22 protein-coding genes are annotated in these 21,059 nt (G+C 67.6%); 7 read left to right on the top strand and 15 right to left on the bottom strand.

What is annotated here, in order from left to right; all coding sequences use genetic code 11:
- The first annotated feature begins 65 nt into the window (after nucleotides 1-65).
- Both ARC23_RS09435 and ARC23_RS09430 read left to right on the top strand, forming a co-directional pair.
- Nucleotides 66-1,034 carry a LysR family transcriptional regulator gene (locus ARC23_RS09435; RefSeq protein WP_057496994.1) on the top strand — a complete coding sequence of 323 codons (969 nt, stop codon included), beginning with the start codon at nucleotides 66-68 and terminating at the stop codon, nucleotides 1,032-1,034.
- Nucleotides 1,035-1,345: 311 nt separating this feature from the next.
- Nucleotides 1,346-2,263, top strand: a complete 918-nt coding sequence (locus ARC23_RS09430) for a LysR family transcriptional regulator (protein ID WP_057496993.1) — start codon at nucleotides 1,346-1,348, stop codon at nucleotides 2,261-2,263.
- 97 nt (nucleotides 2,264-2,360) lie between these two features.
- On the opposite strand, the gene ARC23_RS09425 is transcribed toward ARC23_RS09430, so the two are convergent.
- The gene (locus tag ARC23_RS09425) at nucleotides 2,361-3,617 is read right to left on the bottom strand and encodes an MFS transporter (RefSeq protein ID WP_057496992.1); all 1,257 of its coding nucleotides are present in this window, start codon (nucleotides 3,615-3,617) and stop codon (nucleotides 2,361-2,363) included.
- A 121-nt stretch (nucleotides 3,618-3,738) separates the two neighbouring features.
- Nucleotides 3,739-4,365, bottom strand: coding sequence for a signal peptidase I (lepB, locus tag ARC23_RS09420; protein WP_057497019.1), 627 nt, complete (start codon nucleotides 4,363-4,365; stop codon nucleotides 3,739-3,741).
- A 275-nt stretch (nucleotides 4,366-4,640) separates the two neighbouring features.
- On the opposite strand from lepB, the gene ARC23_RS09415 reads away from it, so the two are divergent.
- Together ARC23_RS09415 and ARC23_RS09410 are read left to right on the top strand one after the other, a co-directional pair.
- Nucleotides 4,641-5,042, top strand: coding sequence for a hypothetical protein (locus ARC23_RS09415; RefSeq protein ID WP_057496991.1), 402 nt, complete (start codon nucleotides 4,641-4,643; stop codon nucleotides 5,040-5,042).
- 3 nt (nucleotides 5,043-5,045) lie between these two features.
- The gene (locus tag ARC23_RS09410) at nucleotides 5,046-5,492 is read left to right on the top strand and encodes a 3-dehydroquinate dehydratase (RefSeq protein ID WP_004153636.1); all 447 of its coding nucleotides are present in this window, start codon (nucleotides 5,046-5,048) and stop codon (nucleotides 5,490-5,492) included.
- 185 nt (nucleotides 5,493-5,677) lie between these two features.
- Here ARC23_RS09410 and dcp read toward each other — a convergent pair whose 3' ends face one another.
- The 3 genes from dcp to arfB all read right to left on the bottom strand — a co-directional run bounded on the left by dcp (nucleotide 5,678) and on the right by arfB (nucleotide 8,984).
- A complete protein-coding gene (dcp, locus tag ARC23_RS09405; RefSeq protein WP_057496990.1) occupies nucleotides 5,678-7,834 on the bottom strand; it encodes a peptidyl-dipeptidase Dcp in 2,157 nt (718 codons plus the stop codon).
- Between the two features lie 111 nt (nucleotides 7,835-7,945).
- Nucleotides 7,946-8,506, bottom strand: a complete 561-nt coding sequence (locus tag ARC23_RS09400; RefSeq protein ID WP_235652498.1) for a lysophospholipid acyltransferase family protein — start codon at nucleotides 8,504-8,506, stop codon at nucleotides 7,946-7,948.
- A gap of 46 nt (nucleotides 8,507-8,552) precedes the next feature.
- Nucleotides 8,553-8,984 (bottom strand): alternative ribosome rescue aminoacyl-tRNA hydrolase ArfB, encoded by a 432-nt coding sequence (gene arfB / locus ARC23_RS09395; protein WP_057496988.1) that lies wholly within the window; start codon nucleotides 8,982-8,984, stop codon nucleotides 8,553-8,555.
- Between the two features lie 134 nt (nucleotides 8,985-9,118).
- On the opposite strand from arfB, the gene ARC23_RS09390 reads away from it, so the two are divergent.
- Nucleotides 9,119-9,637 carry a DUF2059 domain-containing protein gene (locus ARC23_RS09390; RefSeq protein ID WP_057496987.1) on the top strand — a complete coding sequence of 173 codons (519 nt, stop codon included), beginning with the start codon at nucleotides 9,119-9,121 and terminating at the stop codon, nucleotides 9,635-9,637.
- 76 nt (nucleotides 9,638-9,713) lie between these two features.
- On the opposite strand, the gene ARC23_RS09385 is transcribed toward ARC23_RS09390, so the two are convergent.
- The 4 genes from ARC23_RS09385 to ARC23_RS09370 all read right to left on the bottom strand — a co-directional run bounded on the left by ARC23_RS09385 (nucleotide 9,714) and on the right by ARC23_RS09370 (nucleotide 13,438).
- Nucleotides 9,714-10,457 carry a pseudouridine synthase gene (locus tag ARC23_RS09385; RefSeq protein ID WP_057496986.1) on the bottom strand — a complete coding sequence of 248 codons (744 nt, stop codon included), beginning with the start codon at nucleotides 10,455-10,457 and terminating at the stop codon, nucleotides 9,714-9,716.
- A 109-nt stretch (nucleotides 10,458-10,566) separates the two neighbouring features.
- Nucleotides 10,567-11,145 carry an O-methyltransferase gene (locus tag ARC23_RS09380; protein ID WP_057497018.1) on the bottom strand — a complete coding sequence of 193 codons (579 nt, stop codon included), beginning with the start codon at nucleotides 11,143-11,145 and terminating at the stop codon, nucleotides 10,567-10,569.
- Nucleotides 11,146-11,150: 5 nt separating this feature from the next.
- On the bottom strand, nucleotides 11,151-12,806 hold the full coding sequence (gene ubiB / locus ARC23_RS09375) for a ubiquinone biosynthesis regulatory protein kinase UbiB (RefSeq protein WP_057496985.1): 1,656 nt from the start codon (nucleotides 12,804-12,806) through the stop codon (nucleotides 11,151-11,153).
- A complete protein-coding gene (locus ARC23_RS09370) occupies nucleotides 12,803-13,438 on the bottom strand; it encodes a ubiquinone biosynthesis accessory factor UbiJ (RefSeq protein WP_057496984.1) in 636 nt (211 codons plus the stop codon). Before ARC23_RS09370 ends, ubiB begins: the two co-directional genes overlap by 4 nt.
- 377 nt (nucleotides 13,439-13,815) lie before the next feature.
- Here ARC23_RS09370 and ddlA point away from each other — a divergent pair, with 377 nt between their 5' ends.
- Complete coding sequence (gene ddlA, locus ARC23_RS09365; protein ID WP_057496983.1) at nucleotides 13,816-14,910, top strand: D-alanine--D-alanine ligase; 1,095 nt, start codon at nucleotides 13,816-13,818, stop codon at nucleotides 14,908-14,910.
- A 76-nt stretch (nucleotides 14,911-14,986) separates the two neighbouring features.
- Here ddlA and ARC23_RS20445 read toward each other — a convergent pair whose 3' ends face one another.
- From ARC23_RS20445 to oleC, 3 genes are all read right to left on the bottom strand, one after another.
- Nucleotides 14,987-15,142: a DUF1328 domain-containing protein gene (locus tag ARC23_RS20445; RefSeq protein ID WP_005407633.1), complete on the bottom strand. Its 156-nt coding sequence runs from the start codon at nucleotides 15,140-15,142 to the stop codon at nucleotides 14,987-14,989.
- Nucleotides 15,143-15,223: 81 nt separating this feature from the next.
- On the bottom strand, nucleotides 15,224-16,216 hold the full coding sequence (oleD, locus tag ARC23_RS09360) for a 2-alkyl-3-oxoalkanoate reductase (protein ID WP_057496982.1): 993 nt from the start codon (nucleotides 16,214-16,216) through the stop codon (nucleotides 15,224-15,226).
- Nucleotides 16,213-17,871, bottom strand: coding sequence for an olefin beta-lactone synthetase (gene oleC, locus ARC23_RS09355; RefSeq protein WP_057496981.1), 1,659 nt, complete (start codon nucleotides 17,869-17,871; stop codon nucleotides 16,213-16,215). Before oleC ends, oleD begins: the two co-directional genes overlap by 4 nt.
- Before the next feature lie 104 nt (nucleotides 17,872-17,975).
- Between oleC and ARC23_RS09350 the strand changes: the two genes are divergently transcribed.
- The gene (locus tag ARC23_RS09350; protein ID WP_057496980.1) at nucleotides 17,976-18,407 is read left to right on the top strand and encodes a YkgJ family cysteine cluster protein; all 432 of its coding nucleotides are present in this window, start codon (nucleotides 17,976-17,978) and stop codon (nucleotides 18,405-18,407) included.
- A 100-nt stretch (nucleotides 18,408-18,507) separates the two neighbouring features.
- Here the strand turns inward: ARC23_RS09350 and ARC23_RS09345 are convergent, their stop codons facing one another.
- From ARC23_RS09345 to ARC23_RS09335, 3 genes are all read right to left on the bottom strand, one after another.
- On the bottom strand, nucleotides 18,508-19,398 hold the full coding sequence (locus tag ARC23_RS09345) for an alpha/beta fold hydrolase (protein WP_057496979.1): 891 nt from the start codon (nucleotides 19,396-19,398) through the stop codon (nucleotides 18,508-18,510).
- A gap of 140 nt (nucleotides 19,399-19,538) precedes the next feature.
- Nucleotides 19,539-20,555, bottom strand: coding sequence for a 3-oxoacyl-ACP synthase III (locus ARC23_RS09340; RefSeq protein WP_057496978.1), 1,017 nt, complete (start codon nucleotides 20,553-20,555; stop codon nucleotides 19,539-19,541).
- Nucleotides 20,556-20,656: 101 nt separating this feature from the next.
- A complete protein-coding gene (locus ARC23_RS09335) occupies nucleotides 20,657-20,974 on the bottom strand; it encodes a DUF4156 domain-containing protein (protein ID WP_057496977.1) in 318 nt (105 codons plus the stop codon).
- Nucleotides 20,975-21,059: the final 85 nt, after the last annotated feature.

Here is a 21,059-nt window from a genome sequence, read left to right as displayed (position 1 = left end):
CCTGAGTATTTGGCAAAACAGTTTTTGCAATGTTCTACATAAGTTGTGCTAATACTCGTAACACGATGAGCACACGCACCCCGCCAAGTCCGCGTTTTTCCTATAAATCCGACCGGCTGAAGCCGCTGCGCGCGTTCTGCCAGACGGTGCGGCTGGGTTCGGTCTCACGGGCGGCTGAGGCACTTTTCGTCAGCCAGCCCGCCATCAGCCTGCAGCTGCAGGCGCTGGAACGGGAGCTGGGGGTGCCCCTGTTCGAGCGCAGTGGCCGGCGCCTGGTACCCAGCCGGGAGGGCCAGCTGCTGTACGAAATGGCGCAGCCGTTGGTGGAGAACCTGGACGGGCTGGAGGCGCGCTTCCGCGACAAGGTGCGCGGCCTGGACGCGGGCGAGCTGAACATCGCCGCCAACAGTTCCACCATCCTGTACCTGTTGCCGAAGATCGTCGAACGCTTCCGCCTGCATCACCCGGACGTGCGCCTGACCCTGCACAACGCGATCAGCGCCGACGGTACCGACCTGCTGCGCGAAGATGCCGCCGACCTGGCGATCGGCTCGATGACCGATGTGCCGGCCGACCTGACCTATGCCCCGGCCTACCGTTTCGAGCAGGTGTTGATCGCGCCGCACGATCATCCGCTGGCCAGCGGGGGTGAGCTGGAGCTGGCCGACATCGCGCGCTATCCGCTGGTGCTGCCACCGAAGCGGCAGATCACCTACCGCCTGGTCGACCAGGTGTTCCAGCGCCACCGCATCGCCTACACCGTGGCGCTGGAGGTGGGCGGCTGGGAGGTGATCAAGCAGTACGTGGCGATGGGCATGGGCATTTCCATTGTGCCGGCGCTGTGCCTGAACGAGGCCGACCGCGAACGGCTGGCGGCGCGGTCGATGAAGCGTTGGTTCCCCCAGCGCAGCTATGGCGTGATCGTGCGCCGGGGCAAGGCGCTGTCGGCGCAGGCGCGGGCGTTCATCGAACTGATCCAGCCGGAGCTGTTCAGCCCGCGCGATTACGACCAGAGCGGGCATTCGGAGCGGTGAGGGTTTGCCGGCAGGGCTGCGCCCTGCACCTGCTGAAGCAACAGCAAAAGCCTGCTATCCGTGGATGGCGGGGCGGTGTGGGCGGGCAGGACACGCCGTAAACCCATCCTTGGGGGCTCGATGGCGCCATCCATGGCGCCAACGGTCCTGCCCACCCACACCGCCCCGCCTCTGACAGATTCCTGCTGCTGTTGGTATCTGCTGCTGTGGGTAGGTGTCGACCTTGGTCGACACGGTAGATCCACGCGATGCGTGGATGACGTACGAATGATCTGGCCCCATTTGTGGCTGGCGACGCATAGACTGGCCGCATGTCCATCGAACTTCGCCATCTGCGTTACTTCCTGGCCGTTGCCGATACGCTGCACTTCGGCCAGGCGGCGGAGCGGCTGGGCATGTCGCAGCCGCCGCTCAGCCAGCAGATCCGCCAGCTGGAGGAACGGATCGGTGCGCGCCTGTTCGTGCGCAGCCATCGCCGGGTGCAGCTGACCGCCGCTGGCGAATTGCTGCAGGAACGGGCGCGCGCGATCGTGCAGCAGGTGGAAGCGGCGGTGGACGAGGTGCAGCGCGCGCAGCGCGGCGAGCAGGGCGAGCTGCACATCGGGCTGACCCGGGCCACGCCGCTGTCACCGCAGATTCCGCGCTCGATCCTGCATTACCGCCAGCAGCATCCGCAGGTACGGCTGCAGCTGAGCGAGATGAACACGCTGCAGCAGATCGATGCGCTGCTCGACGGCACGCTGGACGTCGGCATCATCCGCAAGCGCGCGCTGCCGCCGGAACTGGTAGCACACAGCCTGTTCGTCGACCCGCTGGCGCTGATCGTGCACGCCGACCACCCTGCCCTGCGCAGGCTGTCGAAACAGGGCACGCTGGCGCTGCGCGACTTCGCGCAGGAGCCGTTCGTAGCGTTCCGCCGCAGTGCGGGCGCCGGCATCCATGACCACATGATCGCGTTGTGCGCGGCCGCCGGGTTCACGCCGCGCATCGTGCAGGAAGCGGGTGAAGCCTCGACCCTGATCAGCCTGGCCGCTGCAGGGCTCGGTGCGGCTATCCTGCCCTCGTCATGCGATCACATCCGGGTGGAAGGCGCGCGCTTCGTGGCACTGGCCGATGCCGGTGCGCATTCGGAGGTGCAGCTGGCCTGGCATCGCGAACGGGTGACGCCGTTGATCCGCAACTTCGCCGGGCTGCTGCGCGGAGCGTTCGCCGGTAGAGTCGACTGTTAGTCGACTATCGCGCGCAGCGCGGGGTTTTGCGATCTGATGGAAGAGCATTCGACTAACAGTCGACTCTACCTCGGCAAAGCCGCCTGCCCAGCGGGCGTCACGCAGTGACCGGCTGCGGGGCGCGCTGCTGCAGCGCCCAGACGATGCCACCACCCATCAGGGTCAGCACGGCGGCGAACGCGCACACGCCACGCCAGTCCCAGGCCGCATAGGCCAGGCCGCCCACGCCCCCCAGCACGCTGGACCCAAGGTAATAGGCGAACAGGTACAGCGCCGAGGCTTCGGCACGCATCGCACCGGCACGGCTGCCAACCCAGCTGCTGGCCACCGAATGGCCGCCAAAGAAGCCGAAGGTCACCAGCGCGATGCCCAGGGCCATCGTGCTCAGCCACGGCATCGCCAGCAGCGCGATGCCGGCGCCGATCAGCGCGAACGAGATCGACAGGATGCGGCCACGTCCATGCCGCGTGGCCTGCTGGCCCATCCACGCCGAGCTGAAGGTGCCCACCAGGTAGACACTGAAGATCAGCCCGACCACGGTCTGGCTGAGGTGGTACGGCGGCGCCAGCAGGTGGTAACCGAGGTAGTTGTAGAGGGTGACGAACACGCCCATCAGCACGAACGAGGTGGCAAACAGCCACGGCAGGCCCGGGTCGGCGAACAGCGTGCGCCAGCGCGACGGCAGGTGGCGCAGGCCACCGCGCCTGGCCTGGAAATGGCGCGAGGGCGGCAGTTGAAGCCACAACAGCACGGTGCTGGCGATGGCGATGATCGAGACCACACCGATGCCCCAGCGCCAGCCCCAGTGGTCGGCGATGATGCCCGCCAGCAGGCGCCCGCTCATGCCACCAATGGCGTTGCCGCCGATGTACAGGCCCATCGCCAGGCCCAGCGCGCGGCTGTCCATTTCCTCGACCAGGTAAGTCATCGCCACCGCCGGCACGCCACTCAGCGCCAGGCCGAGCAGGGTGCGCAGCACCAGCAGCATGGTCCAGTCATCCACCAGTGCGGTGCACAGCGACAGCACGGCCGAAGCCAGCAAGGCGGCGATCATCAACGGGCGGCGGCCCACGGCATCGGAGAGCAGGCCGGCCAGCAGCATCGCCACCGCCAGCGTGCCGGTGGTCAGCGACAGCGACATCGCGCTGCCGGCCGCGGACACACCGAAGTGGCGGCTGAACTCGGGCAGCAGCGGCTGCACCGTGTACAGCAGGCCAAAGGTGGAGAAGCCGGCCAGGAACAACGCCAGCGCGGTGCGGCGGAAGGCCGGCGTGCCCTGCTGGATGCGGGTGTCGGTGCCGGTATCGCGAGTGGAAGGGCGGCCCTCAATGGTCGCCGCGGTTTCGCCAGTCATGGGATCGATGGGTCGGTGGGGGCGGCCAGGTGGAGAGGAACGGGCCCAGACTAGGCCCGTCCATCCAGTCGATCCATAACCCGTTGGATCATGATTGATATATGAAAAGTATCAATTCAGCCTACAGGCGCTGCCACTCGAAGCCGTCGCCACGGCGGTAATACACCGCCACCGCGCGGCCATAGACCTTGTCGGCGTCGACGAACCCGAAGAAGCGCCCATCGAAGCTGTTGCCACGGTGGTCACCCAGCACCAGCAGCTTGCCGGCCGGCACCACCAGATCGGCGATGTCCGGCCCACCGCCCATGTCCAGGTCGAGGCGGGCGCGACGCTCGCCGAAGGCTTCCACGTCCTGCAGGTCGGCCATCTGCAGCGGCTGGCCATTGATGCTCAGGTGGCCCTCGCGCATCTGCACATGGTCACCGGCGACCGCAGCAATGCGCTTGATCAGCCGGGTGCCGTCGGCCGGCGAATCGAACACCGCCACCTCGCCGCGTTGCGGGGTGCCGGTGGCCAGCAGTTCCTTGCCGGTGAACGGCAGGCGCAGGCCATAGGCGCGCATGTCCACCACCACCCGGTCGCCGGGCTGCAGGGTGGGTTGCATCGAACCGCTCGGCACCACGTAGTGGTTGGCCAGCGTATCGCGCGCGGCGGCGAGCAGGCCGAGCATCACCAGCAGCGGCAGCGCCTCCTTCTTCAGCCAGGCCAGCGCGCGTTCGAAAAAGGGGGGGCGGGCAACAGCATCCATGACAGGCTCCGGGTAGATGGTATCGGCATCAGACCACATCCGGGCCGGAGAGGTTCCCGCGCCGCGGTCCTGTAGAGCCGAGCCCACGCTCGGCTTGTTCCTTGTAGCGTCGAGGTTGCCCGACTGGGGCGCAGAGCAGCCGAGCGTAGGCTCGGCTCTACAGGAAGGGTTACGCAGGTTTTACGCCCCGGCCCGGCCGCCGGCATCGCACCTTTACGGGCAGCGCGCGCATCGTGTGCCCACCGCGCCGCAGGGCGCATTCCGCAAGGTGTTGTATGACCCTCCTGGTGATCCGCCACGCGCCTGCGTCGGCACCGCGCCCGCAGCTGCCGGCGCAGCTGTCCGGCCACCGCGTGCTGTGCAGCGACTGCGCCAGCCTGTCCGAAGTGCGCCAATGCCTGTGCCAGCCGCAGGCACGCTCGGCCGACTGGGTACTGCTGGATGTCGGTGTGGCCGACGAAGCGCAGTGGCAGGCCGAGGGTGGCGCACTGCAAGCGGCACTGGAACGGCTGCCGGCGCAGTACATCGAGTTGCAGGCGCCGAGCGAGCGCGGCCTGGATGCGCGCCTGCGCCTGCAGCACGGGCCGGCTGCCGTGGTGATCGACCAGCGCAGCCAACAGGCCGGCTATCCGCTGTCGCTGGCCATTGTCGGCCGTCGCCTGGCGCAGGAGGGCTGAGCCATGTCGATCTTCATCATCCGTGGCCCGGAAGCCGCCGGTGCGCTGATCCGCACTGCCATGCCGCTGCCGGCACCGGTACTGAAATCGCTGGTGCATCGTGCGATCGACGCCGGCACCAGCGTGGCGATCCGCGCCTGCGGTTCGGAGCAGGAGCTGCTGGATGCGCTGCGCGTGGCTGACCACAGCCGCGGCGAGGTAACCCTGCTCGATCCGGGTGCGTGTGCCAACAGCCTGCGCCTGCAACGCCTGTTGCCCTACCTGCACAACGCCTACGTGGAAGTGCATGACGACGGCGCGGTGGCCGAGCCGTGCCTGCCGGCCGGTGTCGGCCAGCGCCTGGGCATCGCCGCCGGGTATGGCGCGCAGAGCTACGTACTGGCGCTGGATATCGCGCTGGACCACCTGGGGTTGGCCGAACAGGCCAACCGGGTGCACGTGGGGACCTAACGCGCTTCTGTAGAGTCGAGCCATGCCCGACTGGCTTTCCCGCCCTTGTAGAGCCGAGCCCTTGCTCGGCTGCCCTTCCAGGAAGCATCAGCCGAGCATGGGCTCGGCTCTACAAAAACCAGTCGAGCATGGCTCGACGCTACATAATGAAAAACGGCGGGGTTTCCCCCGCCGTTTTCGTTTTCTTATTTCAGCCCGCGGAACTTCAGCAGCGGCTCCACCGACGGGTCCTTGCCGCGGAAATCGCGGTACAGGGTCGACAGCTCCACGCTGTTGCCGCGCGAGAGGATCTTGTCGCGGAACTCCTGGCCGTTGGCGGCCGTCAGGCCACCGTGCTCGGTGAACCACTGGTAGGCGTCATGGTCGAGCACTTCGGCCCAGAAGTAGGCGTAGTAACCGGCCGAGTAACCGCCACCCCAGATGTGGTCGAAGTAGGTGGTGCGGTAACGCGGCGGCACCTGCGGCAGGTCGACCTTGAACTTCTTCAGCGCGCTGGCTTCAAAGGCGCCGACATCCTGCAGCGGCGCATCGGCCTTCTGCGTGTGCCAGGCCAGGTCCAGCAGTGCGGCCGACAGGTACTCGGTGGTCGCATAGCCCTGGTTGAAGCTGCGCGCCTTGAGGATCTTGTCGACCAGTTCCTGCGGCATCGCCTCGCCGGTCTTGTAGTGCTTGGCGTAGTTGGCGAACACCTTCGGGTCCAGCGCCCAGTGCTCGTTGAACTGCGACGGGAACTCGACGAAATCACGCGACGTGGCCGTACCGGCGATCGACGGGTACTTCACGTTCGAGAACATGCCATGCAGTGCATGGCCGAACTCATGGAACATGGTGGTGACGTCGTCGAAGCTGATCAGCGCAGGCTGGCCGGCGGCCGGCTTGGTGAAGTTGCAGACGTTGTAGACCACCGGCTTGGCACCGGTCAGGCCGTCCTGTTCGACGAACACGTCCATCCAGGCGCCGCCGGACTTGCTGTCACGCTTGAAGTAATCGGTGTAGAACAGCGCCAGCGAGGTGCCGTCCTTGTCGAACACCTCGTACACCTTCATGTCCGGGTTGTAGGTCGGGATGTCGGTGCGCGGCTTGAAGGTGATGCCGTACAGCTGGGTAGCGGCGTAGAAGACGCCGTTCTGCAGCACGTTATCCAGTTCGAAGTACGGCTTGATCTGCGACTCATCCAGATCGTACTTGGCCTTGCGCACCTGCTCGGCGTAGAAATCCCAGTCCGACGCGGCGACCTGGAAGCCGCCCTTCTGCGCGTCGATCACCTTCTGGATCTCGCCGGCTTCGGCGCGGGCCTTGGCGGTGGCGGCCGGTACGGTGTCGGTCAGCAGCTTCAGCGCGGCGGCCGGGGTCTTGGCCATCTGGTCGCCCAGCTGGTAGTCGGCGAAGGTGTCGAAACCGAGCAGCTTGGCCTTCTGCGCACGCAGCTGGGCCAGGCGCTGCACGGTCTGCCGGGTGTCGTTGGCATCGCCGCGCTCGGCGCGGGTTTCCGAGGCCTTCAGCACGGCGGCGCGCTGGTCGCGGTCGCTCAGCGAGCCGAGCACCGGCTGCTGGGTGGTGTTCTGCAGCGGCAGCAGGAACTTGCCATCCAGCTTGCGGTCCTTCGCGGCGGCCGCGGCGTTGTTGATCGCATCCTCGTCCAGGCCGGCCAGCTTGGCCTTGTCGTCGACAACCACGGCCGCCGCAGCGGTGGCAGCCACCAGGCGGGTGTGGAACTGGGTGGAGAGGGTGGTCTCTTCCACGTTGAGCTTGCGCAGGGTCGCCTTGTCAGCGTCGGACAGCTGCGCACCGGCGCGCACCAGGCCATCGTAGTAGTGCTCGACCAGGCGCTTCTGCACCGGGTCCAGCTCCAGCGTGTCGCGCTGGTCATAGATCGACTTCACGCGGGCGAACAGCTTCGGGTCGAGGTTGATCTCGTCCTGGTGTGCGGCCAGCTTCGGCGCCACCTCTTCCTGGATCTTCTGGCGTGCGTCGTTGGTATCGGCCTGCACCAGGCCGAAGAAGATGCGCGACACGCGCGTCAGGGTCTCGCCGCTGCGCTCCATCGCCACGATGGTGTTGTCGAAAGTGGCCGGTTCGCTGCTGTCGGCGATCTTGCGCACATCGGCCAGGTGCTGGCGCATGCCTTCTTCGAACGCCGGCAGGTAGTCGCTGTCCTTGATCTTGTCGAACTGCGGCGCCTGGAACGGCAGCGTGCTGGCGCTCAGCAGCGGATTGGTGGACGCTTCGGCCGGCTGCTGGGCCGGGGTCTTCTGTGCATCGGACACGGGGGTGGACTCCTTGCCGGAACAGGCCGCCAGCGCCAGGCTGATGGCGGCGGCCAGGACTACGGTACGCGACATGTGGAACGCTCCTTGGGCAGACGGTACGGGATACCAGCCCTCCACCCTACTCCTGTCGCGCATGCCCGGCATGTGCCGGACGTGGCGTCTAGGCGGCCGCCCGCGGGCGGCTCAGACGGTGCCGCGGGTCTTGCCCATCCACGGCCGGTAGAACTCGCGGATGGCGGCCATGTCGGCAGCATCATCGCCGCTGGGCGTGAACAACGGGCCGATGCCGATGGTCTTCTCGGGGTAGTGGAAATAGGCGGCCAGGATCGGCACGTCGGCCATCCGCGCGATCTTCAGGAAGCCGGCCTTCCAGTCCTTCACCGCCTTGCGGGTGCCCTCGGGGGTGATGGCGAACCACATCTTCTCGTTGTTGCGCAGCAGGTCCACCGCCTGGCCCACCGTGCCCTGCGGCGAGCTGCGGTCCAGCGGGATCACGCCGAGCCTGTGCAGCAGCGGGCCCAACGGCCACCAGAACAGCGAGGCCTTGCCCAGCACCTTCACCTTCATGCCCAGTGCGATCTTGGCGGCCATGCCCCACAGCCCGTCCCAGTTGGACGAGTGCGGGGCGATGATGAAGACCAGGCGGGGGATGTCAGGCAGGGTGCCGGTCACCTTCCAGCCGCCCATGCGCAGGGTGCAGCGCGCCAGCCAGCGCAGGAAGGCGTTGGGTTTGACCTGCGGCATCTGCGGCGGCACGGCCGGCAGCAACGAAGTCGGCTTGTTCAAGCAATCACTCCCAGTCACGTGATGAGCGCCCGCGCTTGATCTGCGCGCGCCCGCGTTTGGCGTCCAGACGACGCAGTTTCGACCCGAGGGTCGGCTTGGTGGCCTTGCGCGGCTTGGGCACGCTCAGCCCGGCCTGGATGAAGGCCGCCAGCCGCTCGCGCGCATCCTCGCGATTGCGATCCTGGGTCCGGAAACGTTGCGCATCGATGACCAGCACGCCTTCGCCGGTCATCCGCCGGTCACGCCGCGCCAGCAGGCGCAGCCGCAACGGTTCGGGCAACGAGGGCGAGTTGGCCACATCGAAACGCAGTTCCACCGCGGTGGACACCTTGTTGACGTTCTGGCCGCCGGCGCCACTGGCGCGCACGAACCGCTCGACGATCTCGCCGTCGGGGATTTCAAGCTGCGCGCTGATGGTGACCGGTCCACTGCCCATCCGCGCATTGTAGCGGCAGCCACGTACCGGAGTGCGACATCGCGCACCGTATGCCGCCGATCAGGCATCGAACACGCCGCCTTCGCCTTGGCTGCGGGTATGCTGGCCATCCCATGTACCGCAGGAAGCTCCGCATGACCCGCTTCGCACCCGCCCTGCTGCGCCGCGCCGCCCTGTTGCTGGCGCTGGCCGTGGCCAGCGTTCCGGCCCTGGCCGCGCCGCCGACCGATGGCGACATCAACCGCCTGCTGTCGGCCTCGCGCGCGCAGAGCATGATCGACACCATGCTGCCGCAGATCGAGGCGATGCAGCAGCAGCAGTTCCAGCAGGTGGCCGCGCAGCGCCAGCTCAACGCGCAGCAGCAGGAACAGCTCAAGCGGATCCAGGCCCGCACCAGCCAGACCCTGCGCCAGGCCCTGTCGTGGCAGCAGCTGCGGCCGATGTACGTGGACCTGTACAAGAAGACCTTCAGCAAGGAAGACGTGCTGGCGATGGCCGAGTTCTACGAGAGTTCGGCCGGCCAGAGCCTGCTGGACAAGACCCCGGCGCTGATGCAGAACGTGATGGTGGCCATCCAGGCGCGCATGCAGCCGCTGTTCGCGGACCTGCAGAAGGACCTGGAAGCCATCGTCAACGAACCGGAAAAGAAATGAGGTAGTGCCGGCCGCTGGCCGGCAATCCCAGGACAACGGGAATCAGACGGCTGCCGGCCAGCGGCCGGCACTACCGTCAGGCGATATCCACCTGCCAGCCAAACAGGTCCAGCGCTTTCTGGAACTCACGGTCCAGCGGCGCACGTACATCCACAGTGCCGCCCTCCGGATGCGGAAAGCGCAGGCGCTCGGCATGCAGCAGCATGCGGTGCACGCCCTGCATGCGGAAGATGCGGTTGTGGCGGCCATCACCGTGGCTGGTGTCGCCGATCATGTGATGCGACAGGTGCTTGAGGTGCCGGCGGATCTGCCGGAATCGCCCGGTCTGCGGCTGGCAGCGCAGCAGCGCGTAACGCGAGCTGCTGAACTCACCGACCGGCACCGACAGCTCGCCGGTCGCCAGGCGCTGGAAGTCGGTGATCGCCGGCTTCTTCACCGGCTTCCCCGGCCCACCGTCCAGATCGTGATCGACCTGCCAGGACAGCTCGGCCGGCCAGCCGCGGCACACCGTCAGGTAGTCCTTCAGCACGTCGCCGCCCATCAGCGCCTTGCCCAACGCACTGGCGGTCTCGCGGTCGAAGGCCAGCAGCAGGCAGCCGCTGGTGGCCCGGTCCAGGCGATGCACGAGGAAGATCGGGCGGCCCAGCTGCTCGCGCAGGCGGTCGGCCAGGAAATCGTCTTCGCCACGGGCCAGCTTGCTGTCATGGACCATCAGCCCGGCAGGCTTGTTGACCACGGCCAGGCGTTCATCCAGGTGCAGCAGCTGCAGGGGCGCGGTTTCAGTCTCGACCACGGCGAGGGTATCGGGTTCGGTGCTCACCGCGGGATTATAAGGGCCTGCTTACTGTAGAGCCGAGCCCATGCTCGGCTGCCCGGCGCGACCGGCAACAGCGTGCCAACCAGGGTTGGCACCCACCTCTGTAGAGCAGTCAGGCGTTGCGCACGGCCAGCAACTCGCCGTTGCCCACCGGCACCAGGCCGGTGCTGAAGTCCGCGTCTGCGGCCAGCAGCGCTCGCAGCGGTTCCATCTGTTCCGCATGCGAGGTGGCGTTGTCCACCACCAGCAGCCCACCGGGCCGCAGCACGCGGCGCAGCTGCGGCCACCAGCCGGCGTACTGTTCGCGGTCCGAATCGAGGAACAGCAGGTCAATGCTGGCATCGGCGGCGTGTGCCAGCCACGACCCGGCATCGTCGTGGACCAGCGTGATGCGATCGGCCAGGCCACTGCGCGCGAAGGTGTCACGTGCCATCGCCACCTTGTCCTCGGCGTATTCCAGCGTGGTCACATGGCCATCAATGGCTGTGGCAGCCTCGGCCAGCCACAGCGTGGAATAGCCGTTGGAGGTGCCGATTTCCAGCACCCGCCGTGCAGCGCCGAAGCGGACCAGCACCGACAGGAACTCGCCGGTATCGGGCGTGATGTTGAGCATGCGGCGGCCACGCGCGTGCTCGCGGGCGTCGTTGTCGGCACCAAAGCGTGCCAGCTCATCCTTGAGCGCCTGCAGCACGGCGGTTACTTCCACCACGCGCGCGCCAGCGCCACCGCGCCCACCGCACCGGACAACCAGCTCCACATCGGCAGGTCACCCCAGTACCAGCCCGGCGGCTGCAACACGTACATCAATGCGGCAATGGCCAGCAGGCCGACTCCGGTGATCGCGCCGACCGCACGCTTCTGCAGGCGCTGCACGCTGGCATCGAGCGCGACCAGATCGCGCGAGCGCATCGCCAGTTCGTGCCGGCCCTCCACCTGCTGGGTCAACCAGGCATGCACCAGGCGTGGCATGTCCGGCGCGTGGGTCATGATTTCCGGCAGGCGCTTGCCGATCTCGCGCACCACCCGGCGCGGGCTGTAGCGCTCGCGCAGGATTTTCGCCAGCACCGGCTTGGCCACCGCCCAGATATCGATCTGCGGGTCCAGCTGGCGGCCCACGCCTTCGATATTCAGCAGGGTCTTCTGCAGCAGGATCAGCTGCGGCTGCAGGGTCAGCTGGTAGCGCTGGGCCACGCGGAACAGCTTCATCAGCACTTCGGCCAGCGAGATCTGCGACAGCGGCCGGGTGAAGTACGGTTCGCACACCGAGCGCACGGCCGCTTCCAGATCATCGATGCGCACGTGATCGGGCATCCAGCGTGCCTGCACGTGCAGCTCGGCGATGCGGCGGTAGTCGCGGTTGAAGATGGCCATGAAATTCTCGGCCAGGTAGTACTGATCTTCCTGCGACAGCTGGCCCATGATGCCGAAGTCCAGCGCGATGAAACGCGGGTTGGCGCGGCGCGCCGGATCGGTGTCGACCCAGATGTTGCCGGCGTGCGCATCGGCGTGGAAGAAGTTGTCGCGGAACACCTGGGTGTAGAACACCCGCACGCCCTTGGCGGCCAGCGCCTTGCGGTCGATGCCGGCCTTGTCCAGCGCGGTGATGTCATCGGAGGGGATGCCCCACACGCGTTCCAGGGTCAGCGCGCGCTCGGCGGTGTGGCTCCAGATCACTTCCGGCACGTACAGGTCGTCGCTGTTTTCCCAGAAGCGGCGCAGCACGCTGGCATTGGCGCCTTCGCGCTGCAGGTCCAGCTCGGCGGCCAGCGTGTTTTCCACCTCGGCCACTACTTCGCGTGGCCGGATCTTGTCGGCCCGCGGATGGGTGCGCTCGACCAGCGTGGCCAGCGAATTGAGCAACGCGATGTCGGCATCGATCTGCTTCTCGATGCCCGGGCGCAGCACCTTGACCACCACCTGGCGGCCATCGGCCAGGGTGGCCGCGTGCACCTGCGCGATCGAGGCCGAGGCCAGCGGTTCGGTATCGAAACTGGCGAACGCTTCGCTGACCGGCAGGCCCAGCGCTTCTTCCACGATGCGGCGCGCGGTATCGCCGTCGAACGGCTTGACCCGGTCCTGCAGCAGGGTCAGTTCGTTGGCCACGTCCGGCGGAACCAGATCGCGACGGGTGGACAGGATCTGGCCGAACTTGACGAAGATCGGGCCCAGGTCCTGCAGCGCCAGGCGCAGGCGTGCGCCACGCGACTGTGCGGCGATGGCGGCGGAGGCACGCGGCACGAACGGCTTGGCCAGGCGCAACCAGCGCTCGGCCGGGGTGCCCTGCAGCAGATCGTCGAGGCGGTAACGCAGGATCACCCGGCCGATACGGCTGGCCCGCAACAGGGCCTTCATGCGGCACCCCGCAGGCGCTGCACGCGCGCGCCGAGGCGCTCGACATCATCGCGCAGCACATCCACGTCATCGTGGAAGGCCTCCAGTTCGGCACGCGGCACCACGTCGCGCGATTCCTCGGTGATGAATTCGGCGGCACTGTGGGCCAGGTCGATCATCCCCTGGCGCGCGTGCTGCAGGGCGCTGCGCAGGGTGTTGGCCACCTGTACGCCCAGCACCTCGCCGAACACGCTCACGAACGGATGCTGCCAGTCCGGGTCAAAGCCTTTGGCCAGCTGCTGCAGGCGCCGCGCCAGCTCGGCGTCGCCGGCCACGCGCACGCGGCCCTTGCCGTGATTGTCGCCACGCCGTGCGTTGGCCAGCAGCGGCAGCTGCGCCAGCACGCCTGCCAGGCTGCTGCGCACGGCCAGATCGGCTTCCTGCGCGTCCACCGGGCCGACCCGCAGCTGATCACCCTGGACGCTGATGCGCATCGCCAGCGAAGGCGCCTCCAGGGTCAGGTCGATGTGCCGGCCATCGAGGCCGGCCAGCGCAAGACGGGTATCCGGATCCAGCGCCAGCGCGCGGTTCAGGGCGATCTGCAGCGCGCGGCCGGCGGCCGGCTTGAGGGACTTGAGCAGGGAAAGAGCCATGTGCGCATTCTACCTGCGTGGGTGCGGGGCTTGGGCCGGGCTGCCGCCCGGCGCCCGCAGAGGCACCGGCCGCTGGCGGGCAAGATCAACATCAAAAGCTGGTTATCCGTGGGATGGCGGGGGGGGCCGGTTGCGGGGGGACGCTGCAAGTACGTCCATGTAGGCTCGGTCGCCGCATCCATGTGGCTCACGCCCCCGCAACCGGACCCACCCCGCCTTCGACAGATTTCCTCGGCTGTTGGTAGGTGTCGACCTTGGTCGACACGGTAGATCCACGCCATGCGTGGTTGGATATCCGGTTCATCTGTGCCTCACGCGGAGGGCCGGTGAAGGTTCATGCTATGAGGCCACGCAACGCACAGGACATCGCATTTCCCATGGCACGGACCCGGGTCGGCATCATCTTCGGGGGCACCTCCTCCGAGCACGAAGTTTCGCTGCAATCGGCGAAGAACATCCTCGACGCGCTCGACCGCGAGTGCTTCGAGCCGGTGCTGATCGGCATCGACAAGCAGGGCCAGTGGCACCTGAGCCAGCCGGACACCTTCCTGCTCAATGCCGATGATCCGGCACGCATCGCGCTGCGTCCTTCCGGCACCACGCTGGCGCTGCGGCCGGGGGCCGGGCAGGCGCAGCTGCAACCGGTGCAGGCGTCCACCGCGCTCGGCCAGATCGATGTGGTGCTGCCGATCGTGCACGGGCCGCTGGGCGAGGACGGTGCGCTGCAGGGGCTGCTGCGCATGGCCGGCCTGCCCTTCGTCGGTTCGCCGGTGCTGGGCTCGGCCGTGGCGATGGACAAGGACGTAACCAAGCGCCTGCTGCGCGATGCCGGCCTGCAGGTAGCACCGTGGCTGTGCATCCGTCGCCATCAGGCGGCGGCAGTCGATGCCGATGCGGTGATCGCGCAGCTCGGCCTGCCGCTGTTCGTGAAGCCGGCCAACCAGGGCTCGTCGGTGGGCGTGAGCAAGGTCAAGGATGCGGCAGGCTTCGCCGAGGCACTGGCATTGGCGCTGCGCTACGACCACAAGGTGCTGGTGGAGTCGGCGGTGGTTGGCCGCGAGATCGAGTGTGCCGTGCTGGGCAACGCGCATCCGCAGGCCAGCCTGTGCGGCGAGGTGGTGGTGCACGACGAGTTCTACGCCTACGACACCAAGTACATCAACGAAGATGGCGCCGAGGTGGTGGTGCCGGCCGATATCGATGCCGGCACCCAGGCACGCATCCAGCAGATCGCGCTGCAGGCCTACCAGGCGCTGGAGTGCGCGGGCATGGCGCGGGTGGACGTATTCCTCACCGCAGGCGGTGAGATCATCATCAACGAGGTCAACACGCTGCCGGGCTTCACCCGTATCAGCATGTACCCGAAGCTGTGGGGCGCCAGCGGCATCGACTACACGACGCTGATCACCCGCCTGATCGAACTGGCGCTGGAGCGCCACGAAGCTGATCGCGGACTGCACAGCGCTGTGTAACGTGGTGATCGCCCGCAGAGTCGAGCATGGCTCGACTCTGCGGAAACCGATGCCGGCCAGCGGCCGGCACTACCGGCTAGCCGCGCTTGCGGAACATCGAGATCACCGCAAGGATCAGGAACACCACGAACAGGATCCAGGCGATGTTCGTTGCGGCGCCGGCAATTCCGGAGAAACCCAGAACGGCGGCGATGATGGCGATGACAAAGAAAATAATGGCGTAGTGCAGCATGGCGCTCCTCGCGGGTGGTCGAGCCTTGGATGGCGTGGGTCCATCCTCCCGATCCGGCGGTGTGCAACCAGTGATGGCGATCTATGCAGCAGATGAAGCCTTCAGCCTGCGCAGGCCTTCTTCGATGCTGACCTGCGGCACGTAGCCGAAATCGCGACGCGCCGGTTCCATGCTGTACCAGTGTGGCGTGCACAGCTGTTCGGCCAGGAAGCGGGTCAGCGGCGGTTCCCCACGCAGGCGCAGCAGCGGCCACAGCCGCTCGCACACGGCACCGATGCGGTAGGCGGTCTTGAAGCTGATCGCCTTGTCCACGGTGGGGGCACCCACCGCCTGCAGCAGCTTGTTGACCAGCTCGCGCATCGGCAGCGGCTCGCCGTTGGAAATGAAGTACGCCTTGCCTGCGCAGGCCGCGCCGGGGGCCAGCGCTTCGAAAGCGAGGAAGTGCGCCAGTGCGGCGTTGTCGATATAGGTGGTATCGACCTTGTTGCTGCCATCGCCGACCAGGCGCAGGCGGCCATGCCGCGCACGTTCGGCCAGGCGCGGCACCAGCTGCTGGTCGCCCGGGCCCCAGATCAGGCGCGGGCGCAACGCCACCGTCGCCAGCGAGGCGTCGTTGGCAGCCAGCACGCGCTGTTCGGCAATCGCCTTGGTGGCCGCATACGGGGCCTGGAAATCCTCGCCGTAGGGCACTTCGTCGGCACCCAGGCCTTCCACCGGGTGGGTGGCGCGGTGGGTCACGCTGGGCGTGGAGGTGTAGACCAGCCTGCCGATGCCATGCGCGCGGCAGGCCGCGATCACGTTGTCGGTGCCGACCACGTTGGCCTGGTGGTAGCTGTCATAGCTGCCCCACGCGCCGGCCTTGGCACCGTTGTGGAATACCGCATCGACTCCGGCCACCGCATGCAGTACCGCCTGCGCATCGGCCAGGTCGCCGCGGATCTGGCCCACGCCCAGGGCCTGCAGCGCCGGGTAATGACTGCGGTTGAACGCCAGCACCTGGTGGCCGCGTTCAACCAGCCCGCGGCACAGCGCCTGGCCCAGGAAACCACCCCCACCGGTGACCAGGATCTTCATGCGCGCTTCTCCAGTTCGGCGCTGGCCCAGGCGGCGAGCTTCTCGCGGCCGATCTTGGCGTTGTGACGGATATCGACCGGGAACGCCGGATGCACCAGGAAGTGCTGCAGGCCGGCCTCGGGCAGGCGGGCGGCGGCCTGCGCGCGCAGGGCGTCCTGCAGGGCCGGGCTGTCGGACTGGCCACGCTGCAGTTCCACGCACAGCACCGGTACCTGCGCACCCGGGGCACCGACGCCGACCAGCGCAGTACGCGCCACGCCGGCCACGGTGTTGAACACCGGCTCGACCTGTTCGGTGTACAGCGGCCCGCGCGCGGTTTCAACGCGCTGGGTCTTGCGACCGCAGAACCACAGGCGACCCTGCGCATCGAAATAACCGACGTCGCCCATGCGATGGACCACGCGCGTGCTGCCATCGGCCAGCGTCTCGCGGATCTTCGCCGCCGCGGTGGCCTGCGGGCGGTTGAAGTAGCTGTCGGTGGCCGTCGGCCCGGCCACGGTGATCTCACCCACCTCGCCCACGCCCAGCACGCGCGCCTGCGACCAGTCGGCCAGCGGCGCATCGTCGATGGCGATGATGCGCACCTCGTTCGGTGCAACCACGCTGCCCACGCAGGTGCCGGCACCGCCCTCGGTGGCCGCCCGCGTACGCTCCAGCTCGCGGCCTTCGACCACCGCCACCGGCAGGCACTCGGTGGCACCGTAAGGCGTCCAGAACTGCGCGTCGGCCGGCAGCAGGCTGCGGATGGTGGCCACCACGTCCGGCGGCACCGGCGCACCGGCCGAGGTCACCCGGGTCACGCCCGTCAGCGACCGGCCGTGCCGGGCCAGCACCCGCATCAATGCAGGCGAGCCGAACAGCTGGGTCACGCCGAAACGCTGGATGGCATCGTGCAGGCGCGCCGGGTCGGCCTGTGCCGGCCGGGTCGGGTCCATGTCCGGAATCACCGAGGTCAGCCCCAGCGCTGGATCGAACAACGCGAACGGGGGGAAGGTCGGCAGGTCCACCCCGCCCGCTTCCATGCCGAAGGCACTGCCCAGCAGCTGGATCTGGCCGACGAAGTGGCGGTGGCGGTAAACCACGCCCTTGGGCACACCGGTGGAGCCACTGGTGAACAGGATCGCGGCCATGTCCTCGCCATCGGTGCCGGCCAGCATCGGCCCGGCGCTGGCCCCGGCGCGCTCCAGTGCGGCCAGGGTGGTGCCACCCCAGCCCAGCCGGCGCCCAACCGTGACCAGGCGGGTGGCCGAGGGTGCCCAGCGCAGCGCCAGCCGCGCCACATGGGCCAGCGGAATGCCGATGAAGGCTTCGGCCTGCGCCTCGTCCAGGCACTGCTTCAGCGCGCGCCGGTCAATGCCCGGATCGACCAGTACCGGCACCGCACCCAGCTTGAACAGCGCGAACATCAGCAGGAAGAACTCCGGTGACGGCCGCACCATCACCACCGTGCGCACGCCACGGCCGATCCCGTAGCCAGCGAGGCCGGCGGCCATGGCATCGCTGCGGGCGTCCAGCTGACGGTAGGTGAGGGTGACATCGTAGGCGGCCATGCCATTGCCGGCGCTACGGCGGCCCGGACAGCGGATGGCGATCTGGTCGGGGCGTTCACGCGCCAGTTCAGGCAGCCGTGCGGCGATATTGCAGGGTCGGTTCATCCGTTCATTGTCGCCGCTTACGGAATTTCTTGCGCGACGGCCCGCTTCGTGGAAAATCCGCTCCCTCGTTCCCGATTCCGACTGCCGCCCGAGGCGGCTTGCCCATGCAACATCCCTGCATGACCTGCGGCGCCTGCTGCACCCAATACCGCGTGGCCTTCCACTGGATGGAATCGGACGAGGTCACCCCCGGCGGCGTGCCACACCAGCTCACCGAAGTACTGGACCCGCACCGCCTGTGCATGCGCGGCACCCATTCCAAGCCGGTGCGCTGCGTGGCGCTGGATGCGCAGATCGGCGTGTATTCGCGCTGCACCATCCACCCCAACCGGCCCAGCGTATGCCGCGAGGTGGACGCATCGTGGGAGTACGGCAAGGCCAGCCCGCAGTGTGACAAGGCACGCATCGCCTATGGGCTGGACCCGCTGACACCGGCCGACTGGCGCTGGCGCGACGCGGCCGACAACGACGACGACCATCCGGATGACAACGGCAACAGCCCGTCCTCGCCACCGCAGGCGCCAGTCGCCGCGTAGGGGGAGTGCCGGCCGCTGGCCGGCAACCTCATGAACCCGGCGCGTAGTGCGCGCTGGCCGGCCAGCGGCCGGCACTACCGGGATCCGCCCCGGGAACCGATCAGATCGGGTTGGCGTCCAGGAACGCGCGGATCCCAGGCACCAGCACCTCGTGCTTGTCTTCCAGCACGTAATGGCCGGCATCCTCGAAGACGTGCACCTGGGCCTGCGGCAGCGCGGCCTGGAAACCCTTCAGGAAATGGTGGTCGAACACGAAGTCGCGCAGGCCCCAGCCGAGGAAGGCCGGGCGGTCGGCGAACGAGGGCAGTGCCTTGCCGGCGCGTTCCAGCAGCGACCACGCCTTGTCGGCCGGCGACAGCGGGATGTCCTGCATGAAACGGATGGTGCTGATGCGGTTGGCCCAGCTGTTGTACGGCGACACATAGGCGCGGCGCACATCGGCCGGCATCTTGCGCTCCACGCCCAGCCACGAGGCGCCGGAGGAGAAGGCGTTGAAGGTGCGGATGATCCACTCGCCGATCTTCCAGTGGCGGCCCAGCGCGATCTGCCACGGCATCTTCTTCGCCGCCGGCATCGGGAAAGCGGCCGTGTTGAGCACCACCAGGCGCTTCACCTGGTCGTGGTGCGACAGCGCCCAGCCGAAGCCGATCATGCCGCCCCAGTCGTGCACGGCCAGGGTGACCGGGCCGGTGATGCCCAGATGCCTGAGCAGTGCATCAAGATCATCCACGCGCGACTGCAGGGTGTATTCGTAGCGGCTGTCATCGGGCTTGTCCGACAGGCCCATGCCGATGTGGTCCGGCACGATGCAGCGGTACCTGTCCGACAGGCCGGCCACCAGGGTGCGCCAGTAATAGCTCCACGACGGGTTGCCATGCACCATCACCACCACCTCGCCGTCGCGCGGGCCTTCGTCGAGATAGTTCATCGACAGGCCGGGGCGAACCTCGAAGCGCTGCGGGTGGGCGGGGTAACCGGGAAGATCGCGCATGCGGAGCACCTAAGGAGAGTCGCGGCGCAATGTAGAGCCGAGCCGATGCTCGGCTGCTCTCCGGTCCGCTGCGGAAGAGCCGCGCTGCGCGCGTGAGCCGAGCATGGCTCGGCTCTACAGGAGATCGGGCAGCGGGTTGCTTACCAGACCACTTCAGCCATCGAGCAGTTCAGGCCCGAGCCGATGCCCAGAAGCGCGATGCGATCGCCCTTCTTCAGCTTGCCCAGCTGCTTGAGCTTGCTCAGCACGATCGGCACCGAGGCCGGACCGATGTTGCCGTGCTCACCGAAGATGGTCATGACCTTCTTCGGGTCGATGCCGAAGTTCTTGATGAACGCGGCGGTGTGCGGCTGGCTGACCTGGTGGATCACGAACTGGTCCAGTTCTTCCACCGCCCAGCCGAGTGCGATCTTGGCGGCGGCGAAGGTCTTCTGCGCCAGCTTGATGCCTTCGATCAGCAGCAGGCGGGTGTCGGTGACCATGCGGTCCAGGTTGCCCAGGCACAGCTGGTTCCACTCGGTGGCCGAGCGGGTCACGCCACCCTTGTAGCGCGGCGCATCGGGCACCAGTTCCGAGCGCGCCATCACCATCGCCGCCGCACCCGAACCGGTGGTCAGCGCCGCCAGCTCATTGCGGAAATCATCGGCGGACACATCCGGGGCGGTCATCCGCTCCAGGGTCTTCTCGTACACCAGGTTGGCGGTCTCGCCATCCACCACCAGCGCATAGTCGATATCACCGCGCTCGATCATGCGCGCGGCGATATCCATGCCGTTGATGAAGGCCAGGCAGGCATTGGCGACGTCGAAGGTCATGCATTCGTCGCTGACGCCAAGATTGCCCGACACGATCGACGCGGTCGACGGCTCCAGGTAATCACGGCTGACCGAGGTATTGACCAGCAGCCCAACCTGGGTCGCTTCAATTCCGGCATCTTCCAGCGCCTTGCGGCCGGCCATGGTGGCCGCGTCCGAGGCCAGCACGCCGTTGTCCCACAGGCGGCGCGCGTGGACGCCGGCGATATCGCCAAGCACGTCGGTGCGGATGCCCAGGCGATCCAGCGTCGGCTGCAGGCGTTCGTTGATTTCCTTGGTCGTCAGCGTATGCGGCGCATCGACGTGTGCCAGGCCGGCGATCGAGACATTCTTGAAGAGCATCGAGGTTAGCGCCAAGGCTCAGGCAAAGGGGGCGCTATTCTATAACCCCCGGGCTTTCACCGCATCTTTACGAATTCAGCCTTGCCCGTATGGTGAAGCGTTCAGCGCGGCGGGCACTGGAACGCGGCAAAGCGCTGGCTGCCGTCGGCGGGCGCGGCAGCGGCCTGCACGGCGTTGGCACCGGCGCTAGGGGCCTCGTTGCGGGCCAGGGTTTCCAGCTCCTCCTGCACGCGCAGCGGGTTGCGGTTGTAGAAGCCGACCTTGCTCTTGACCGACACCACCACCTCGCCCTTGGCGATGCAGCCGGCCGGTACCGGCCCTGCCGGCAGCACGCGGGTCGCCTTGCCGGCCGGTTCGATCGGCACCCAGGTACAGGCGGTGACGGTAAGCAGCAGGGAGGACAGCAGCAGAATGCGCATGGGCAGATCCTGGAAGGGGTTGGGGGGATTCTGCCTGAACAGCCTGAATCGGGGGTAGCCGGGGCCGGGGGCAGAGCCCCCTGCG

The sequence above is a fragment of the Stenotrophomonas beteli genome, from assembly GCF_001431665.1.
Classification (GTDB): Bacteria; Pseudomonadota; Gammaproteobacteria; order Xanthomonadales; family Xanthomonadaceae; genus Stenotrophomonas; species Stenotrophomonas beteli.
This window is presented reverse-complemented; position numbering and strand designations above follow the sequence as displayed.

What these genes read in the sequence shown, in the direction of transcription:
- ARC23_RS09435 (WP_057496994.1), top strand. Translation starts at nt 66, where the DNA reads ATGAGCACACGCACCCCGCCAAGTCCGCGTTTTTCCTATAAATCCGAC.
- ARC23_RS09430 (WP_057496993.1), top strand. Translation starts at nt 1,346, where the DNA reads ATGTCCATCGAACTTCGCCATCTGCGTTACTTCCTGGCCGTTGCCGAT.
- ARC23_RS09425 (WP_057496992.1), bottom strand. Translation starts at nt 3,617, where the DNA reads ATGACTGGCGAAACCGCGGCGACCATTGAGGGCCGCCCTTCCACTCGC.
- lepB (WP_057497019.1), bottom strand. Translation starts at nt 4,365, where the DNA reads ATGGATGCTGTTGCCCGCCCCCCCTTTTTCGAACGCGCGCTGGCCTGG.
- ARC23_RS09415 (WP_057496991.1), top strand. Translation starts at nt 4,641, where the DNA reads ATGACCCTCCTGGTGATCCGCCACGCGCCTGCGTCGGCACCGCGCCCG.
- ARC23_RS09410 (WP_004153636.1), top strand. Translation starts at nt 5,046, where the DNA reads ATGTCGATCTTCATCATCCGTGGCCCGGAAGCCGCCGGTGCGCTGATC.
- dcp (WP_057496990.1), bottom strand. Translation starts at nt 7,834, where the DNA reads ATGTCGCGTACCGTAGTCCTGGCCGCCGCCATCAGCCTGGCGCTGGCG.
- ARC23_RS09400 (WP_235652498.1), bottom strand. Translation starts at nt 8,506, where the DNA reads ATGCCGCAGGTCAAACCCAACGCCTTCCTGCGCTGGCTGGCGCGCTGC.
- arfB (WP_057496988.1), bottom strand. Translation starts at nt 8,984, where the DNA reads ATGGGCAGTGGACCGGTCACCATCAGCGCGCAGCTTGAAATCCCCGAC.
- ARC23_RS09390 (WP_057496987.1), top strand. Translation starts at nt 9,119, where the DNA reads ATGACCCGCTTCGCACCCGCCCTGCTGCGCCGCGCCGCCCTGTTGCTG.
- ubiB (WP_057496985.1), bottom strand. Translation starts at nt 12,806, where the DNA reads ATGAAGGCCCTGTTGCGGGCCAGCCGTATCGGCCGGGTGATCCTGCGT.
- ARC23_RS09370 (WP_057496984.1), bottom strand. Translation starts at nt 13,438, where the DNA reads ATGGCTCTTTCCCTGCTCAAGTCCCTCAAGCCGGCCGCCGGCCGCGCG.
- ddlA (WP_057496983.1), top strand. Translation starts at nt 13,816, where the DNA reads ATGGCACGGACCCGGGTCGGCATCATCTTCGGGGGCACCTCCTCCGAG.
- ARC23_RS20445 (WP_005407633.1), bottom strand. Translation starts at nt 15,142, where the DNA reads ATGCTGCACTACGCCATTATTTTCTTTGTCATCGCCATCATCGCCGCC.
- oleD (WP_057496982.1), bottom strand. Translation starts at nt 16,216, where the DNA reads ATGAAGATCCTGGTCACCGGTGGGGGTGGTTTCCTGGGCCAGGCGCTG.
- oleC (WP_057496981.1), bottom strand. Translation starts at nt 17,871, where the DNA reads ATGAACCGACCCTGCAATATCGCCGCACGGCTGCCTGAACTGGCGCGT.
- ARC23_RS09350 (WP_057496980.1), top strand. Translation starts at nt 17,976, where the DNA reads ATGCAACATCCCTGCATGACCTGCGGCGCCTGCTGCACCCAATACCGC.
- ARC23_RS09345 (WP_057496979.1), bottom strand. Translation starts at nt 19,398, where the DNA reads ATGCGCGATCTTCCCGGTTACCCCGCCCACCCGCAGCGCTTCGAGGTT.
- ARC23_RS09340 (WP_057496978.1), bottom strand. Translation starts at nt 20,555, where the DNA reads ATGCTCTTCAAGAATGTCTCGATCGCCGGCCTGGCACACGTCGATGCG.
- ARC23_RS09335 (WP_057496977.1), bottom strand. Translation starts at nt 20,974, where the DNA reads ATGCGCATTCTGCTGCTGTCCTCCCTGCTGCTTACCGTCACCGCCTGT.